Genomic DNA, 16,105 nt, shown 5'->3' on the forward strand with positions numbered 1-16,105 from the left:
AAGCGTAGTTAAAGTCTATGACCTCTTATATAAGGAAGCTGAAAGAGGGAGACTTGAAAAACGGCGGAAGAGTTGGATTTGATATGAAAAATGCTAACGGCACGTTTCGAGTAGAACTTGATATTGCCTGCTCAGCTCTAATCGATCTTTCAGCCATTGTGTTGGAGTCTCAAAAATCAGGCTATGTCGACTTGCATGATTTGGATGAGGATAGGCAGCCGTGCAAACTTTATATAGATGCCTCCTAAGAAAAAAGGAACCTGCTTCGGGATGAATTGTACAAGTTTTCCCGTAATCCACTGGCTTACGAATTAGCCGAGTTTGTTCCCGCCGATGATATGAGAGAGCTTGCGGAAAAGGCAAAAATGATCGCAGATGAGCTGGCACCGTCAAGCTGAGCCGTATCACAAGTAAAGGAAATCTTTTACAGAGTCTGGGGAGAATTTGTCTCTCCAGCACATACCGTTGTACTCAAAAAGGCCCCATTTTAGCAAGGGGCCTTTGAGTTGTCTATTCACATCACCGCGTTTTGGAACCAAACGTGCCTGCCTCGTCTTCGTAGTATCAGAAGTTTTCTAAAACAATTTTTCCAATGGTCCGTCCAGATTCCAACTTCTCATGCGCAAAACGTAGGTTTGCTGCATTGATGGGCTCTAATCGTTCAGTCAGCGTAGTTTTTATTTTTCCATCATCGATTAAGTCCGCCAGTTCATTCAACAATTCGTGTTGTTTGATCATGTCATTGGTATGAAACAAGGACCGTGTAAACATGAACTCCCATACAAACGTTACACTTTTAGAAAACAGCACGTCCATTTTCAAGCTCCCTGCCCAGGTAGTTTTATTTGCAGGTACGATAGAGCAAATTTTACCTTGGGGGACAATGACTTCCGCCATATTTTCAAGATGTTGAACAGTATCATTCAAGCAAAGGATATAATCTACGGCGTCAATACCAACTTCCTTGAGTTGAGGGTGAAAAGGTTCGTTGTGGTTTATGATAAAATCCGCACCGAGACTGTTGACCCATTGAATTGACTCTGGACGTGAAGCAGTACCGATGACGGTCAAACCTGCTAATTTTGCAAGTTGAATAGCAATCGATCCTACTCCTCCAGCTGCACCGATAATCAGTATGTTTTTGTTTTCGCCTGTATTTACGCTAATTCCTAAACGATCAAAAAGGCCCTCCCATGCAGTTATCGAGGTAAGCGGTAATGCAGCCGCGGCAGCGAAATCCAAACTTCTCGGCATATTTCCCACAATTCGTTCATCAACTAAGTGAAATTCACTGTTACTGCCCGGTCGAGACACACTGCCCGCATAATAGATTTTGTCCCCAGGTTTAAACCATTGGCAGTCAGGACCGACTTGTTCTACGATTCCAGCGGCATCCCAACCAAGAATTTTCGGTGAATCGGCTTCGTAGTTATGACTTTCGCGGACGCCTACGTCTGCAGGGTTGACGGAGATTGCTTTTACACGTACAAGCAAATCACGGCCTGTAGGTTCCGGTTTATCCAAGTGCAGATCAATAAGGCTTTTCGGATTGGATATAGGGAGGTATCGGTGTGCACCGACAGCTTTCATCTTTTGGTGAGTATTCATGGGTATCCATCCTCTCAAATAGGAAATATTGTACAGTTGCATTGTAAATCGATTCAATTACTTTAAGTAAGTACGCATATTTTTATGGTATAGTATTAAAAATCAAACCATTGGGGGATAAGCTGATGGGAGACCGAAGAAAGAAATATGGAGTAAGTCCAGATATGCAAGCATGTCCGGTTGAAACAACGCTGGATGTTATTGGTGGAAAGTGGAAGGGGATCATTCTCTATCAGCTCCTGAATGGAACGAAAAGATTCAATGAATTCAGGCGGCTCAATCCGGGAATAACGCAGTTTATGCTCACATTGCAGTTAAGAGAGCTTGAACGGGATGGCATCATTCATCGCGAAATATATAAAGAGGTTCCTCCAAGAGTGGAATACTCCCTTACTGATTTCGGAAGGACTCTGGAACCGGTCATTATGTCAATGAAAGCATGGGGCGAGTCTTATAAAGTGCGGCTTAATGAAAATCCAACGATACAAGTGGAGGAGAGTTAAAGGAAAGTTAAAGGAAAGTTGGGTAACAAGGCGGTGGGTACAGGGCCATAGCTACAAGAAGTAAATAGAATATACAATGCATGTCATGTTTTATAATTACGGACAACGGGGAGAGTCTTATCATAAGTGATGGCGAAAAATTTGTGAGAAGAAGGGTGTAGAGGTGTGGAGGAAGGTGCTATAGAAATAGGCTTACGATCGGGACGGGTGTCGTCCGACGACGAAGCCACAACATAGGCCAAGGAGGATCTTGTTACTTCTTTTGATCCTCCCCCCCCCTATTTTTGAAAACATCCTGACCTGATGCCGCTACCCGGCGGTTTGAACACTAGCTGGGTAGCGGAATTTTTATTATTCATATAGATTGACAATGATAATCATTATCAATAACCTGAAAATAGGATGTACAACAATCTATCTCAGGATTACCGGCAAACTACTATTGAAATGAGGTATGCAATGTGAAAATCGACGTTGATCAGTTAGCAGAGCATTTTGCACACATTCCTTTCCAAGTAGAAGGAATATATCGATATGCGAAAAATCCAGGTGTGCCTTACGCTGACTATACAGATTCTTTTCCTGGATTTGTGTTTCCACTTACAGGGAAGGTACAATTTCAATTTAATGGCACGCCTTATATCCTTTCGCCAGGAAAAGTTGTGCATGGCGGTGCAAAAATGAAACTAGCTCAAAAAATGTTTGGTAACACCGACTGGGAATATATTCTTGTTCTATACCGGATATGTAATTCAGAACTAGAAGGGTCAAGCTTTTCTCATCAGCATTTTGAATTATCAACAGGACAATCCCCTCGTCTGATTGAATTAATCATGCGTCTTTGGCATGTGTATAATCAGCGCGGAGGCCTTTCGATGTTTCAGACCGAAATGCTGTTTCGAGATGTACTGAATGAAGCCTTATTATGTGTTGTTAATAGGCAAAATAGCTGTGAATCACATGCTTTATTCGAACGGGTATCTACTTATATTCATGAATACTATTATCTAAGCCTTACAATAGCATCGCTTGCAGAACAATATAACGTTAATCGAAATCGACTTTCTTACGTATTTAGAAGACATGCAGGGATGGGACCAGCAGAATATTTATTAAAATATCGTATAAAGATGGCGCAAAACATGCTATTTACAAGTGATGTGCCCGTACAGCAAATTGCGCAAACTGTTGGAATTGCTGACCCCTTTTATTTTAGTAGAGTGTTCAAGAAACAATTTGGTATTTCTCCTACTGAATATCGAGAGAAGTTCATCAATAATCCATGCTAATTTCAACAGGCATCCATTTTAAACGAAAAATGACTTTACTATACTGATGGCAAGCCAAAGAAAACATCATGTCGGAGGAATTGCGTATGCACAAGATGAAAGGCTTGCTAATCTCCATGCTATTATTAGCAGGCATACTAGCAGGTTGTAATGAAACACCTGCTGAAAATAAAGGATCAGCTACAGAAAGTACATCTACATCAGCAGTTAAGGCAGATGCACCTGATTGGCCAAGAACATTTAAGGATGCGTTAGGTAAAGAAATTGTTATCAAGCAGAAACCAGAAAAATTGGCTGCACTATGGTATTTTTATCCTGAAATATTAGTTGCATTAGGTGAGCCGCCTGCTGCTTCTACTGAAAAAGAGTATCTATCTTCTTTATCTTATTTAAGTGGAAAGCTGGATTCAGCTGAAGAATTAGGAGACAAAGTGTCCCCTAGTATTGAGAAAATTTTATCTATTGAGCCTGATTATATTTTAGCAACAGAACAACATGAAAAAATGTATGATGCACTAGAAAAAGTTGCGCCAGTCATTACGTTAAACTCCAAGGACATCTATGAAAATTGGCAATATGGACTTCGTACAGTAGCCGAGATTATTGGGAAAGAAGACGAAGCGGAAAAGGTCATTGATAAAATGATGAAAGAAATTACAACTGGGCGTGAAGCATTAAAGTCAATTCAAGGAGAGTCAGTAGCTCTTATTTTGTCTTGGGATGGTAAAACTTTCAATGTTCTAGGTGAAGGAAATCCTGTCTATGCACTTGCGATTGATAAAGAAAAGGGACTGGGGCTTACACCAGATGATACATTTAAAGGTACGAATAATAAATTTACTACGTTTGAAGGGATTTCAACTGTTCAAGCAGACCACATCTTCCTTATAGGTGACATTACAAAAAAGGAAATATTAATGAATGACTTAAAGCAAAGTAAGGTATGGAATAATCTGAATGCCGTGAAGAAAGGCAATGTCTATTTAATGGATAGTTCCGCTATTACTGGAGGGCCATTAGCTATCGAATACGCTTTGCAAAATATAACAAATGCCTTGCGTAAGCTCTAAATCATGCAGGTTAAAAAATAAGGAGGGATTACTATGCATTACCAAGCTATCAATCTGAATGAGGAGCTATCTACATTCACCGATCTCTGGTCCCCGAAAGTCATTGCTGAAATGAATGACTATCAATTTAAGCTCGTTAAGATTGCTGGGGATTTTATATGGCACGAGCATCAAGGTACGGATAAGGTGTTTATGGTGCTCGAAGGAGAGATGTTCATTGATTTTCGAGATGGTCGGGTGAAAATTTCCAAGGGTGAGATGTTTATTGTCCCGGGGGGAGCCGAGCAGAAGCCCTTCGCCGAAAAGGAATGCCATATCATGTTGATGGAGCCTAGAAGCGTAGTAAACACTGGCGGTACTGAGCCTGAATAACAGCAGCCAATAATACTTGGATCGATCTAGTGTATGTTATTAGTACGAACTCAATGTTTGAGAAAATGGTTCACGTAAGAAAAGTAAACAGAGGATGACAAGTGGAGTTGAAGCAAATGGAACAAGAGCTCGTTGCCCTTGCATGTGGGGTATGCAAAGGCGTATCAGAGCGCATAAGGATGGAAAGTGAACTGTTTGATATTGCTGGCTTCGAAAATGATATTATGGAATGGTCAGATTATGAAAACGAAGTGCCCTCGTTGGATGAGCGCCATTGGCTGCGTTCTAATCGCCTGCCTGAGAGAGGTCAGGTTAGAACGGTGAAGGTCTCCCATCCCTTCCATATGAGGATTGGAGAACCCTTTTGGATCATGTACACTCCGGTACTCTCCAGTTTTAATGGATGGGATTCGCATCCCGAAGAGATTGAACTATCTGCTTTTGTACAGTGTTCCATTGAACGTGTCATTGAGCGGAATGAGTTTAAAGCATGGTTGTGTGCAAAGATTTTAGATGTATGGATGATTCAGGATTACAACGAGAGATTTCCAGAAAGAGATGGAAGAGAAGGTTATTTAGAAGGTTTTGAGATGTTCGGAGATCCTTACATATTCAATTATCGGAACTGGCTATTTATCAGTGCTGGTGCACAGGGAGATCTCGGCGAATGGGGACTCGTAAAACAATTAAATAGTCAGTACCATATGCTCGTATATGGAGATTGGGGCCTTCATAAGAATAATGCTTATGGAGGAAACATCCTGCTCCCTAAGGATCGGATCGATGGATGGATCAAGCAAGCGATGGAGAATAATCGTTATGAAACGATAGAGTAGTAAAATGAGAGCGTGAAAGAGACTTCATGGAAAGCATATGAATGTATCATTGCTTGGGGTACCGAAATAATGATTGAATATGAAAGGAAGGAGCTGACCGCCACAGCCCCTTCCTTATTTTTACATTTCATTCGCACATACTGGAATTCGGGAATTTCCCTTGCAGGTAGCATTCCCACAGGCTATTGATAAATTCAATATCGATCTTGTTTTCAAACGCTTTGGAAATGAGACCAAAGTCGTCTGACGCATACCCTGCCAGCTCTGAATTCTGTGTTATCCGAAAAGTTTGCTTGAACACAAATTCCCTAATTTCTCTGATCACGGTATTTTCAGAGGGGTCAATTTCATCAACTTTTTTGTAACTAGAACTCCATGCCGTATCAAATTCAACAGAGTCCCTAGCGTCTAATTTAGCGTCCCAATCAACATCATTATTGAAGACATTCTCTAAAAAACTGTCATTACTGATTATCGAAAGTATCTCACTCGCTGTTTTCAACGGAACCCTACCCCCTTCCATCATATACTAATGGGGATCACTTTGTAGCACAATGGGATGTGCCTCAGTTTTTTGCAAAAAGGCTGACGTTTCGCAGCGCCTTGGCACCGGAATCGCCAGCCTATCGTGCAGATTATCCTACACCATCACTTTCTAACAAGGAATAAAAATTATCACGGTCTTCGTTATCAAATTTACCAAGTGTCCGTATCCTAACAAATTCATGTCCGCCATACATGTCTATTTCCTCACCATGCATATTGTAGAGCGCGATCATATTGCCATCCTGATTCAACTCCATGTACCCGAAACATTTTGCTTCAGGCGCTTCACCGTAAAAGAGCGTATATCTGATCTTGACCACTTTGTGCATGCAGATCCTCCTTTACTGTCTTTCGTATTGGCTTTGAATATATACAGTATCCTCCATAAAATGTCAACTGATAAACTTCCCACGTGATAACGGCGGAGAAGTTGCCTTATACAGGGGCCAGATCAATTCACAAATGGTTGTTGAAGCTCCGCCTGATGGAAGAGGCGGAGCTTTTTTTATGTTCCTTTTATAGAAACGACCAGTTGGAGAAAAGCCTGTTGCCTCCATTCATGTATTTTTTAACGTTAACGGTATAATAGAACGGAAACATAAAACACATTAAAGAGAAACTCTGCGAAAGCTTTACATATGTGGAAAGTAAGTCAGGCTTGGCTCCGAGCCGTACCATGAAATCAAAGGGGAAGATCCATCATGTCGAAAACAATCGTTGAGAAGCTGAACCTGCAAAAATATCAAAAAACGGCTGTCTTACATACACCGGAGGGTGAGGAGAGCTTAGCGGTTCTTAAAGAAGCGGACTATGAGTTGAAAGACGTTCAATATGACATGATTTTTGCTTTCGTACTGGATATGAAGTCCTTGCAGGAGCTCATGAAGAAGGTAATCGACCACAGCTATTTATTGGAGGGAGGACTTCTATATGTTGCTTATCCCAAGAAAGGGAACAAAGTCTATCCGACTTATATCCATCGGGATGAATTATTCGATGGATTAGGAGCCGACGAAGATGGCTACATCGGGACAAGCACTATCAAATTTAATCGAATGGTCGGTATGAATGAGGTTTTTACGGTTGTCGGGTTTAAAAATGAGAAAAAGAAGGCGGCAAAAGCTTCATCTAAACCGAGTCAATGCGTCGATGATTATATTGACTTTGTGCCGAAAATAGAAGAGGATTTGCGCCATGCGCCAAAAGAGCTCGCTTTTTACCAATCTCTTACGCCCGGGTACCAAAAGGATTGGGCTCGGTATGTATATAGTGCCGTACAAGAGGGGACACGGGCAAAGCGCCGAGCTGAAATGACGGCGGTCTTGGCTGAGGGCTTTAAAAGCATCGATCTCTATCGCCGGAGTAAATGAGGCGCTGTTTGAAGTTGTGAGGAGGCCTATATAGATGAAAGACAAGAAGAGCCCGCGTCGAGCGTGGGCTCTTTGTTGCTTGCATGAACCGGGGTTACCTTACTGGCAAAGCAGCCGCCGCAGCGTATCGTCAAGGTGCTTGTCTTAGGTGACGGGGTTGTAGTTGGCCCACCGGTCTTGGACGACGTAGCTCTTGCCTTCCCGGCCCTTTTCGACGTCTTCTTCCCGGTCTGCAGGGCGAGGAAAATACGGTCTCCAGCATACTGGGGGATGTCCTCCAAGCGAATCTCGTGTCACTTAAGAGGAATTAGGAGTCAGCCTTTAAAACGGTTGATCAGAGAGCTCTTAAATAAGAATACATCTTCAATGTATATATTAGCCTAAGGGCAAAAACACTATTACAGCATATATTAATATAACGATGATTTTCTTTATTTGGGAGTGAAATATTGTGAAAACTCCATGGATAAATTATACGAAGATGGGGCAGATAAATTTAAAACAAAAGAATAGTAAAAACATTACGGTACCGAATAAAAAGGGTAAGGGAATCTATCTCAAAAAAAATAAAAAGAATGATGGCAAACAGCGAGTGGATGTGAAAAATCGCAGAGCTGGTAACTATCATTATTGTCAAATAGATAAGCATTTAGATTGTAACCATAACTGTCAAGACGATGAGTTTTCTGTTTCTGATAATGTGATAGAAGTGAAGGATTCCAAAGATATTGAGCAAGTTTCTCAGATTGAGCAAGTCGATGAACCGACTAATGATCCGCAAATCGAATCGCCTAAACGTGGAAGAATCTATTCGCTAACAAACAAAAGCCTATTCTCGACTATTGTAAAAATTAAGGATTTTCTTCATCCCCCCATTTTTGGCGGTATAGATCAAAATACAATTGAATTTATAGACCTAAATAATAAACAACAACCTCAATTAGATACAAAGCTAGTCAATAGCACAGCTCATTATCAGGAGGAGATTTTTGGTCGTTTAATTCATTCTACAATTTCTGGAAGTATATTTTTAACCACTACTGTTCATGCGTGTAATATGAATAAACAAGATAATCTATATCATACTTTTGCAGCTCCCATTCATGACTCGCCAGATACAATTTCAGCAGAAACAAATAATATATCCTGTCCTGCTCATCATTTCATAAATATCAGGGTCCCAGTTATAGTAGGAGAATATAAGGTTGAAATACCTCTAGATGAGGATATTATGTTTGAAGAAGAGATACGGGGTATTAAAGGAATCTCAAATGAGGTAATCCTTAAAGAGTGCAGATTGGTTCCTACTCAATTTTATTCATCATTAGGGGAAGGAACTAGAAAAGCTCGTGAAGGAGATTTATTCCTGGAGGGATATATACAACAAAATATCGAGTATTCTGTCGCCGACAAAACAAATGGTACTACCATTCAAAAAGAGCCAGTAATGAATTTTTATCAATTACATCAAAAAATTGCAGTAGAATTAATTGTTCACATACTACAAATTCAACCGGTTCGAATCAGTTGTGATGGCACTAAAATTTAGGCAATAACGGAATCAAACACCGATTCATGTAAAATGGGTATGTTGTCTAAGAGAATTGCCCTTACTTAAAAAGGAATGCGGAATATAGTGATAGCGAGTTTAAAAAACTCAAATTGAAAATTGGAGTTGATTTCCAATTATGAGCACTAGCAATCCAAATCAAGTGACCCCCGCATGTCCAGTGTTTTCGGCAGAACAAAATCCATTAACAGTCGAACCAACCACGATCATTTCTCAAGCAGCTTTACCAACCATTAAGGTTCCAGTGGTACTTGTAGAGCCAACACTTCAAATCGTTGTAGAAGCAAATATTCCACTTAACCCACCAGCAACTGAGATTAAGAGAGTGGTAAAACATGTATTTCTCAATCAGGTTAAACTTGTTCCTGTCGCATTTCAGCGTATTGGTACTACTGACTTTTTCAATGTTACAAGAGCCAAGTTATTTGTAGCAGGATTCATTCGTAAAAACATTGAATATGCTGCTGCTGGATGTAGTGGAGCACTTCAAGATACAATTGCGGATGTTTCTTTTACAGGTTTTGCTGACATCAGAACATTTTTAACAAGGCCAATTATTGGTGTCTCTGAGGCGAGTAAAGCATTTTTCCTTAATGAGACGGATGGCCAGATTCCACGTTTGGATAAAAATTTCTTCCAAAATCTCGTTAAATACAACGAACAACCATTTGGTGAGTTGGTAGCTGCCAACTTCTATGAACTTGATTTTTCACCGGTTATCGCAGCACCTGAGGGAACGTTTAGTAGCCTGACTGAAAAAATTGTCCTGGATCTTACTGTAAAAGTGTTACAAACACAACAGTTATTGGTTAATGCTACACAACAAATTACAATTCCTCCTGCAGGTACAGTTGGTTGTGACGAATAGGTTTATCTAAGAAGGTTATTCCCCATCGGCCTAAACGGTCGGGGGAATGACCTTTTTTCATTTTCGTAAATGAAGAGAATCTATGATATACGCCCATCCAATCAGCCCACATAAAACAAACCCAAACGCATGCAGCGATCCGTAAATCGGAATGAAATCGTGTATGGTTAAAGAAAACATGTTTTTCAATAACGGATAGGAAATGGAAACTACGACAATCGTGTAAAAGGCAATGTAGGAAAGGACTAAAAAGAAATTGGACTTATTGAGAAAAGAGCCTCTTTTCAAGTAAGCAAGTAGATAAGTCGTGTAAATTGCAATATTACAAGCGAACAAGGTGACGCCAATGTACTCAATCGGCTTCGAGAAAATAATACCGATAGCGATCAGAATAGGTCCAATGATATCGACAGCAACGACCCAAGGATACCAGCTTTTCTTCGTCATGACCCGTCCCAATAGACCGATAAAAATCGGAACAATGGCAGATGAGAAATGAAAGTGGACTGAACTCAGGGCGTGCGTTGCGGGCTTAGCCTGGAAGAGGTCAAACTGAAACTGATAGAGGGTGAACCAAATGCCCCCGATAAAAAAGTAAACAAGCCCTGCGCCAATCGCTATTTCCTCTGTTCTTCCCTTGCGATTCACAATAATGGTCAGGCCATAGATGCCGAGCAGGAATGTGAACAGTAGCCACCCGAGCGAGAGGGTCCCTGGTATGGGGGTGCTTCCCAGACCCCACGTCTTGCTACCCATTACAGAGGCTAAGGCGAGAAGCGCTGCGGGAAATTGAAGCAGATTTATAGCACCATAAATACCCCGTTGATGTTTATTCTTTTCGTCATAGCGCAAAAGTAAAATCACTAGAGGTACAATGACGAAAGCCGCAAACATGAGAAATTTTTCGACAAGGTTAAATGGGAAGTAATCCAGATAAAAGATAAGGATGGTTATGATTCCACCGGGAATCGTCCGTACTATCAATGGTTTCATCACTTGCCCCCAAGAAGCCATTCATGGATATTCATATAACTGGTTGCTTATAGTAGTGTAACACATTTTGTGAGGGCTATTCTGTTACAAGGCATGTGCCGTTACCAGGTCTAGTGTCCCCACATAGGAATAAGCAGATGAAAAAGCTTACTTCATGAACGAGGTGGGTGAACATTCGATGGCACAAAAACGGAAAAAAGCAGGTACCCGATTGACCGGAAGGATCGTGTTGCCGGGTGACCGGTCTTACAATGCGGCCAGAATGGAGTTTAATAGGCGCTTTTCAAAGTTTCCACGGGTCATCGTTTTTTGCAGACGAACGCAGGATGTAATCAACGCAGTCAAATGGGCTCGTGAGCGGGGCGTACGGCTGCGGGCGCGGAGCGGGCGGCACAGCTATGAAGGCTTTTCTGCTGTAAATGGCGGAATTATCATCGATGTGAGCGAGATGAATAAAGTTAAGGTGGATCGCAAGAATTTGGTGGCCCATGTACAGACGGGCAATCCGCTTGCCCGCGTGTACAGGCAGCTGTGGAATGAGCGTGTGGCACTTCCGGCTGGGACTGCACCCGACGTGGGCGTTGCGGGCCTTACTATGGGCGGCGGGATTGGACTTTTGTCGCGCAAATATGGCCTTACCTGCGATAATCTGAAACAGGTGAAGATGGTGGTAGCATCGGGACGGCGTGGGGCGAAGACGATCGTAGCAAATAAGAAGAAGCATTCCGATCTGCTTTGGGCATCACAAGGTGGTGGAGGAGGGAACTTTGGCATTGCTACAGACTTTACGTTTCGGGTACGGCCCATCCAGGATGTCTCCATCTACAGCATTACCTGGAAATGGCGCGATCTGGAGAAGGTATTCCCGACTTGGCAGCGTTGGGCGCCGTCTGTCACGAACCGCTTAACCTCAACTATCGAGGTGTCCGCCAAGCAAGTGGGTACTATCGTGTCTACCGGGCAATTGCTGGGCGGTGCAAAGGAGCTGCGGCGATTGATCAGACCTTTGCTGCAAGCAGGAACTCCGGTGAAGGTGATGGTGCGGACAGTGCCTTTTATCGAAGCAACCAGATTTTTTGCCGCAGCGGACCTGAATCTGGAGCCGAAGTTTAAAATAACCGGGGCTTTTGGTTTTAAGCCTTTGCCTCGTCAAGGAGTACGGATCATCCGCAATTTCCTGTCGAAGGCGCCCAACAGGCATTCTACCGTGTGGAGTCAGAGCTTGGGTGGTGCAGGAAGCGCGGTGAGCCGGGTATCCCCGATTGCCACGGCCTATCCTCATCGGAAGGCAGAGACGATCTATGAGCTGTCGGCGCGATGGAGGAACGACAGCGAGCAGCAACGGAGTATCCAGTGGGTGAAAAGGTTCCGCAGAGCGCTACGTCCCTTTGTCGTAGGAGATTATGTGAACTTCCCTGATTTGCAGATCAAGAACTGGCCTGAGGCGTATTATGGTGTGAACTTTGCCAGATTGAAGCAGGTGAAACGAAAGTACGATCCGCATAATGTGTTTCGTTTTGCCCAGAGTATTCCGGTGGGGAAGTAGTGAGCAAAATCATAAGCAAATCAACAAAAGGAGCATGCTGCGGCGTAACGCTACTTCACTGGCCGCACCGATGGTCTTTCACTGCCAAGCGGAGAGGAGTTCCTACTAGCTACTACATGACTTGGTAGGGCGTTTATGAACCGGAATAGGTCGCTATTCATAGAGAAACTGCATTTTGATAAGCTACGGTATTCCTCAGATAACCGTAGCTTTTTCCATGGCAACTGTCTTTCTCTGTCATACCTTGTGTGGTAAATTGTGGATAGATTCTGTTTGAATGTCATAGAAGAAAATGACTAGGAGAGGAATACTTCTTGGCAAATCATTCACCTAAATACCAAATGAAAAAGAGCCATATCCTACTATTACTCGGGCTATTAGTCATCATCTTATCCGGTGCGCGCATTTTGTGGATGGAATCGTTTCGTGATCAACAAGCGGACATTAAAAATGGGCAATTTGATTTACGTGATTGGAATGCAGAGGATGGCGACACTCTCTTACTCGATGGAGAGTGGGAGTTTTATCCCTCCCAATGGTTGATGGATGGCAGACGGCAACAGGGTGTAAACGAGAAGGAGCCAGCGCTTATTCAGGTTCCGGGAAGATGGAATGAAGCTTTGCATGCAGACAAGTCCACTCCCTATGGATTTGCTTCTTATCGCTTGCGTTTGTATGTAAATCCGGAAAAGGACCTGAATTATAGTATTCGTGTACCCAGCGTGCGCACGGCATCGGAATTATACGTAAACGGCCGATTGCTTGCGAAATCGGGGCGGGTGGCGGAATCGGAGGATGAATACATTGCGAAGAATCTGCCTTATTCTACAACCTTTACGGCAGACGAAAACGGTGTAATCGAAATCGTCATTCAGGCGGCAAATTATGTGGATGGTCGAAGCAGCGGCATTGTTCGATCGATTAAATTTGGTTCAGAAGAAGCCATTGCAAAGGAAATAAAAGTCTCCGTTTCTACGCAGCTTCTGGCAGCTATGATCTTTCTCATACATTCTGCTTATGCGTTTATTTTATTTTTACTAGGAGATAAGAAAAAGAATCTGCTGTATTTTTCTTTGCTGACATTATGCATAGCGCTTACTAGCGTGTTAAGCAACGATGAGAAGTTGTTCCACCAATTATTTTACATCGGCATAGATTGGGATTTCCGGTTAGCGAATATTGCTCTCGTCATTGGGGCCTACGCTTTGTTGGAGTGTATGAATCATCGCGAACTCCCTTATTGGAGCAGGATGTATCCTGTTTACAGGGTGATGAATTTTGGGACTGCTGGCATTACGTTGTTTTTAGACCCTGATCAGGTGACGATGCTCTTTCCGGTTTATTTTCTAGTGATAGGTATTGCCGCAGTGATCACGTTGATTTCCATCTTTAAAAAATTGATCAAAGACATCATGAGCAATCTTTTACTGCTTTTTTCTTTTCTTGCGTTGCTTCATCATTTTATTTGGTCGTTAATTTGGCGGGAAAGCGGCTTGAGTCTTGTCTACTATCCGTTTGACCTGATTATTTCGATGGGTTGCTTAGCCACTGTATGGTTTAAGGGTTATTTCATCATGCATGCCAACACAAAAGAGATTGCTGCAACCTTGCAAAGAATGAATGACCATAAGGATCAATTTCTGGCCAACACTTCACATGAATTTAAAAATCCGCTACATAGCATTCTGAACATGTCCCAATCCGTTTTAAATAGGGAACGACATTTGTTGCAGGAAAGGAGCATCAAAGAGCTTGAAACGGTTTTATCTGTAGGACGACGTCTGACTTTGATATTAAATGATTTGATTGATGTGATGAGTTTACAGGAAGGCAACCCGCGCCTACAGAAAAAAGCCATATGGATTCAGCCCATCGTGACCGGGGTACTTGATATGATGCAATTTAACGCAGAAGTAAAGTCTGTAAAAATCGTAAATCAAATCCCTGAAGATTTTCCTCCCGTACACGCAGATGAGAACCGGGTGATTCAAATCGTTTTCAATTTACTTCACAATGCTGTGAAATATACGAATGAAGGGATCATTTCCATTCAAGCTTTTACCAAGGATGGAAGAGCATTTATTGTGATTCATGATACAGGGATTGGAATGGATGAGGACATGCAAAAGCGCCTGTTCCGTCCGTACGAGCAAGCCAGCTCGAGCGAGACCATGATTGAAGGTGGATTTGGGTTAGGTCTGAGTATAAGCAAGCAGCTGGTTGAGCTCCATGGAGGTACGTTAGATGTGTCCTCAGTCTTAGGGGAAGGCTCAACATTTACATTTTCGTTAAAGCTGGCACATGGGGAAGCGGAGGAAGAGGTGGCTGTTTCTCACTCATTCGAACCGGAAGTCGTACAACCTATCCCTTCGGCTACGAAACCAACAACTTTATTAGAAGTAAATCGCGATCGTCCGCGCCTATTAATTGTGGATGATGACCCTGTTAACCTTCAGGTGCTGGAAGCTATACTACCTCCAGACGAATATGAAGTAACAATGGTGACGAGCGGGAAAGAAGCGTTGGCTATACTGGATACAAAGGAATGGGATCTCGTTATTTCCGATATTATGATGCCGCAGATGTCCGGTTATGAGCTGACACGAATAATTCGCGAGCGGTTTACACTCACGGAGCTCCCTGTTTTGCTCCTTACTGCAAGAAGCCAACCAAAAGATATTCAAAGTGGTTTTTTAGCGGGAGCCAACGATTACGTGACCAAGCCAGTAGAAGGGATGGAAATAAAATCGCGGATTGAGGCGTTAACTACGATTAAACAATCCGTTCGGGAACAACTGCGATTAGAAGCTGCGTGGCTGCAAGCGCAAATCCAGCCTCATTTTTTATTTAATGCGTTGAGCGCTGTAACGGCTTTAAGTGACATTAATTTGGATAAGATGCGTGATTTGCTGTATGAGTTCAGTAATTTTTTGAGGAATAAATTCAAATTTGAAGATATGGACGGGCTTGTTCCGATCGAAACGGAGCTAAGTCTGGTGCGCTCTTACCTATATATTGAAAAGGTTCGGTTTGAAGAAAGGATGCAGGTTGTTTGGGAGATAGATGACTATGAGGATGTAAAAATTCCCTTTCTTACGATCCAGCCTCTCGTTGAAAATGCGATCAAACATGGTGTGATGAACCGCATTCGTGGGGGGGAAATTAAGATTCGGATTTCTGTCCAGGAAACGCATGCAGAAATAACCGTTGAAGACGATGGGATCGGAATGGAGGAAGATCAAGTACAACGACTTTTAGAAAGAAAAGCAGATAGCAGTTCAGGAGTCGGATTGATCAATACGGATCAGCGATTAAAACGACACTTCGGAACAGGATTGCTTATCGAAAGTACGTTAGGTACAGGGACAAAGGTAACTTTTCATGTACGGAGCAAGATGAATAGCAAGAATATGAGTGAAAAACACCCCGGTTCCTTATCGGGACTGACCCCTTAAAGTGAGACAAATCAAAACACCTTCAAGAGAACTAAACCATGTCGTAAGATATGGGGACAATCTTGGAGGTGTTTTTGCA

14 protein-coding genes and 1 pseudogene are annotated in these 16,105 nt (G+C 42.5%); 11 read left to right on the forward strand and 4 right to left on the reverse strand.

The annotated features are described in order from the left end of the window. Positions 1 to 53 precede the first annotated feature (53 nt). A pseudogene (locus ACFVS2_RS32240) lies at positions 54 to 398 on the forward strand (imm68 putative immunity domain-containing protein). Between the two features lie 166 nt (positions 399 to 564). Here ACFVS2_RS32240 and ACFVS2_RS32245 read toward each other — a convergent pair. Continuing rightward, a complete protein-coding gene (locus tag ACFVS2_RS32245; RefSeq protein ID WP_390240583.1) occupies positions 565 to 1,608 on the reverse strand; it encodes a zinc-binding alcohol dehydrogenase family protein in 1,044 nt (347 codons plus the stop codon). A gap of 125 nt (positions 1,609 to 1,733) precedes the next feature. On the opposite strand from ACFVS2_RS32245, the gene ACFVS2_RS32250 reads away from it, so the two are divergent. The 5 genes from ACFVS2_RS32250 to ACFVS2_RS32270 all read left to right on the forward strand — a co-directional run bounded on the left by ACFVS2_RS32250 (position 1,734) and on the right by ACFVS2_RS32270 (position 5,678). Further along, positions 1,734 to 2,111 carry a winged helix-turn-helix transcriptional regulator gene (locus ACFVS2_RS32250; protein WP_390240584.1) on the forward strand — a complete coding sequence of 126 codons (378 nt, stop codon included), beginning with the start codon at positions 1,734 to 1,736 and terminating at the stop codon, positions 2,109 to 2,111. Between the two features lie 461 nt (positions 2,112 to 2,572). Further along, positions 2,573 to 3,400, forward strand: a complete 828-nt coding sequence (locus tag ACFVS2_RS32255) for a helix-turn-helix transcriptional regulator (protein WP_390240586.1) — start codon at positions 2,573 to 2,575, stop codon at positions 3,398 to 3,400. An 86-nt stretch (positions 3,401 to 3,486) separates the two neighbouring features. Then, positions 3,487 to 4,470 carry an ABC transporter substrate-binding protein gene (locus ACFVS2_RS32260; RefSeq protein ID WP_390240588.1) on the forward strand — a complete coding sequence of 328 codons (984 nt, stop codon included), beginning with the start codon at positions 3,487 to 3,489 and terminating at the stop codon, positions 4,468 to 4,470. Positions 4,471 to 4,503: 33 nt separating this feature from the next. Continuing rightward, a complete protein-coding gene (locus ACFVS2_RS32265) occupies positions 4,504 to 4,842 on the forward strand; it encodes a cupin domain-containing protein (RefSeq protein WP_390240590.1) in 339 nt (112 codons plus the stop codon). 116 nt (positions 4,843 to 4,958) lie between these two features. Beyond that, on the forward strand, positions 4,959 to 5,678 hold the full coding sequence (locus tag ACFVS2_RS32270; RefSeq protein WP_390240592.1) for a hypothetical protein: 720 nt from the start codon (positions 4,959 to 4,961) through the stop codon (positions 5,676 to 5,678). 127 nt (positions 5,679 to 5,805) lie between these two features. On the opposite strand, the gene ACFVS2_RS32275 is transcribed toward ACFVS2_RS32270, so the two are convergent. Both ACFVS2_RS32275 and ACFVS2_RS32280 read right to left on the reverse strand, forming a co-directional pair. Then, complete coding sequence (locus ACFVS2_RS32275) at positions 5,806 to 6,180, reverse strand: hypothetical protein (protein ID WP_390240594.1); 375 nt, start codon at positions 6,178 to 6,180, stop codon at positions 5,806 to 5,808. A gap of 133 nt (positions 6,181 to 6,313) precedes the next feature. Continuing rightward, positions 6,314 to 6,553 carry a hypothetical protein gene (locus ACFVS2_RS32280; RefSeq protein WP_390240596.1) on the reverse strand — a complete coding sequence of 80 codons (240 nt, stop codon included), beginning with the start codon at positions 6,551 to 6,553 and terminating at the stop codon, positions 6,314 to 6,316. A gap of 372 nt (positions 6,554 to 6,925) precedes the next feature. Here ACFVS2_RS32280 and ACFVS2_RS32285 point away from each other — a divergent pair, with 372 nt between their 5' ends. The 3 genes from ACFVS2_RS32285 (at position 6,926) to ACFVS2_RS32295 (ending at position 10,032) form a co-directional block, all read left to right on the forward strand. Beyond that, a complete protein-coding gene (locus ACFVS2_RS32285) occupies positions 6,926 to 7,594 on the forward strand; it encodes a YdeI/OmpD-associated family protein (RefSeq protein ID WP_390240598.1) in 669 nt (222 codons plus the stop codon). A 451-nt stretch (positions 7,595 to 8,045) separates the two neighbouring features. Further along, positions 8,046 to 9,143 (forward strand): BC_2427 family protein, encoded by a 1,098-nt coding sequence (locus tag ACFVS2_RS32290; RefSeq protein ID WP_390240600.1) that lies wholly within the window; start codon positions 8,046 to 8,048, stop codon positions 9,141 to 9,143. A 139-nt stretch (positions 9,144 to 9,282) separates the two neighbouring features. Beyond that, entirely contained in the window at positions 9,283 to 10,032 is a 750-nt protein-coding gene (locus tag ACFVS2_RS32295) for a CsxC family protein (protein ID WP_390240602.1), read from the forward strand. A 57-nt stretch (positions 10,033 to 10,089) separates the two neighbouring features. Here the strand turns inward: ACFVS2_RS32295 and ACFVS2_RS32300 are convergent, their stop codons facing one another. Next, on the reverse strand, positions 10,090 to 11,025 hold the full coding sequence (locus ACFVS2_RS32300; RefSeq protein ID WP_390240604.1) for a YndJ family transporter: 936 nt from the start codon (positions 11,023 to 11,025) through the stop codon (positions 10,090 to 10,092). A 178-nt stretch (positions 11,026 to 11,203) separates the two neighbouring features. Between ACFVS2_RS32300 and ACFVS2_RS32305 the strand changes: the two genes are divergently transcribed. Next, positions 11,204 to 12,571, forward strand: coding sequence for an FAD-binding oxidoreductase (locus ACFVS2_RS32305; RefSeq protein ID WP_390240606.1), 1,368 nt, complete (start codon positions 11,204 to 11,206; stop codon positions 12,569 to 12,571). A gap of 314 nt (positions 12,572 to 12,885) precedes the next feature. Then, positions 12,886 to 16,026 (forward strand): hybrid sensor histidine kinase/response regulator, encoded by a 3,141-nt coding sequence (locus ACFVS2_RS32310; protein ID WP_390240608.1) that lies wholly within the window; start codon positions 12,886 to 12,888, stop codon positions 16,024 to 16,026. Positions 16,027 to 16,105 lie beyond the last annotated feature (79 nt).

Origin of the sequence: Brevibacillus sp. NPDC058079 (assembly GCF_042885155.1) — a bacterium.
GTDB lineage: Bacteria > Bacillota > Bacilli > Brevibacillales > Brevibacillaceae > Brevibacillus.

Coding starts and splice junctions, on each gene's coding strand:
- ACFVS2_RS32245 (WP_390240583.1), bottom strand. CDS start 1,608: ATGAATACTCACCAAAAGATGAAAGCTGTCGGTGCACACCGATACCTC.
- ACFVS2_RS32250 (WP_390240584.1), top strand. CDS start 1,734: ATGGGAGACCGAAGAAAGAAATATGGAGTAAGTCCAGATATGCAAGCA.
- ACFVS2_RS32260 (WP_390240588.1), top strand. CDS start 3,487: ATGCACAAGATGAAAGGCTTGCTAATCTCCATGCTATTATTAGCAGGC.
- ACFVS2_RS32265 (WP_390240590.1), top strand. CDS start 4,504: ATGCATTACCAAGCTATCAATCTGAATGAGGAGCTATCTACATTCACC.
- ACFVS2_RS32270 (WP_390240592.1), top strand. CDS start 4,959: ATGGAACAAGAGCTCGTTGCCCTTGCATGTGGGGTATGCAAAGGCGTA.
- ACFVS2_RS32280 (WP_390240596.1), bottom strand. CDS start 6,553: ATGCACAAAGTGGTCAAGATCAGATATACGCTCTTTTACGGTGAAGCG.
- ACFVS2_RS32285 (WP_390240598.1), top strand. CDS start 6,926: ATGTCGAAAACAATCGTTGAGAAGCTGAACCTGCAAAAATATCAAAAA.
- ACFVS2_RS32295 (WP_390240602.1), top strand. CDS start 9,283: ATGAGCACTAGCAATCCAAATCAAGTGACCCCCGCATGTCCAGTGTTT.
- ACFVS2_RS32300 (WP_390240604.1), bottom strand. CDS start 11,025: ATGAAACCATTGATAGTACGGACGATTCCCGGTGGAATCATAACCATC.
- ACFVS2_RS32305 (WP_390240606.1), top strand. CDS start 11,204: ATGGCACAAAAACGGAAAAAAGCAGGTACCCGATTGACCGGAAGGATC.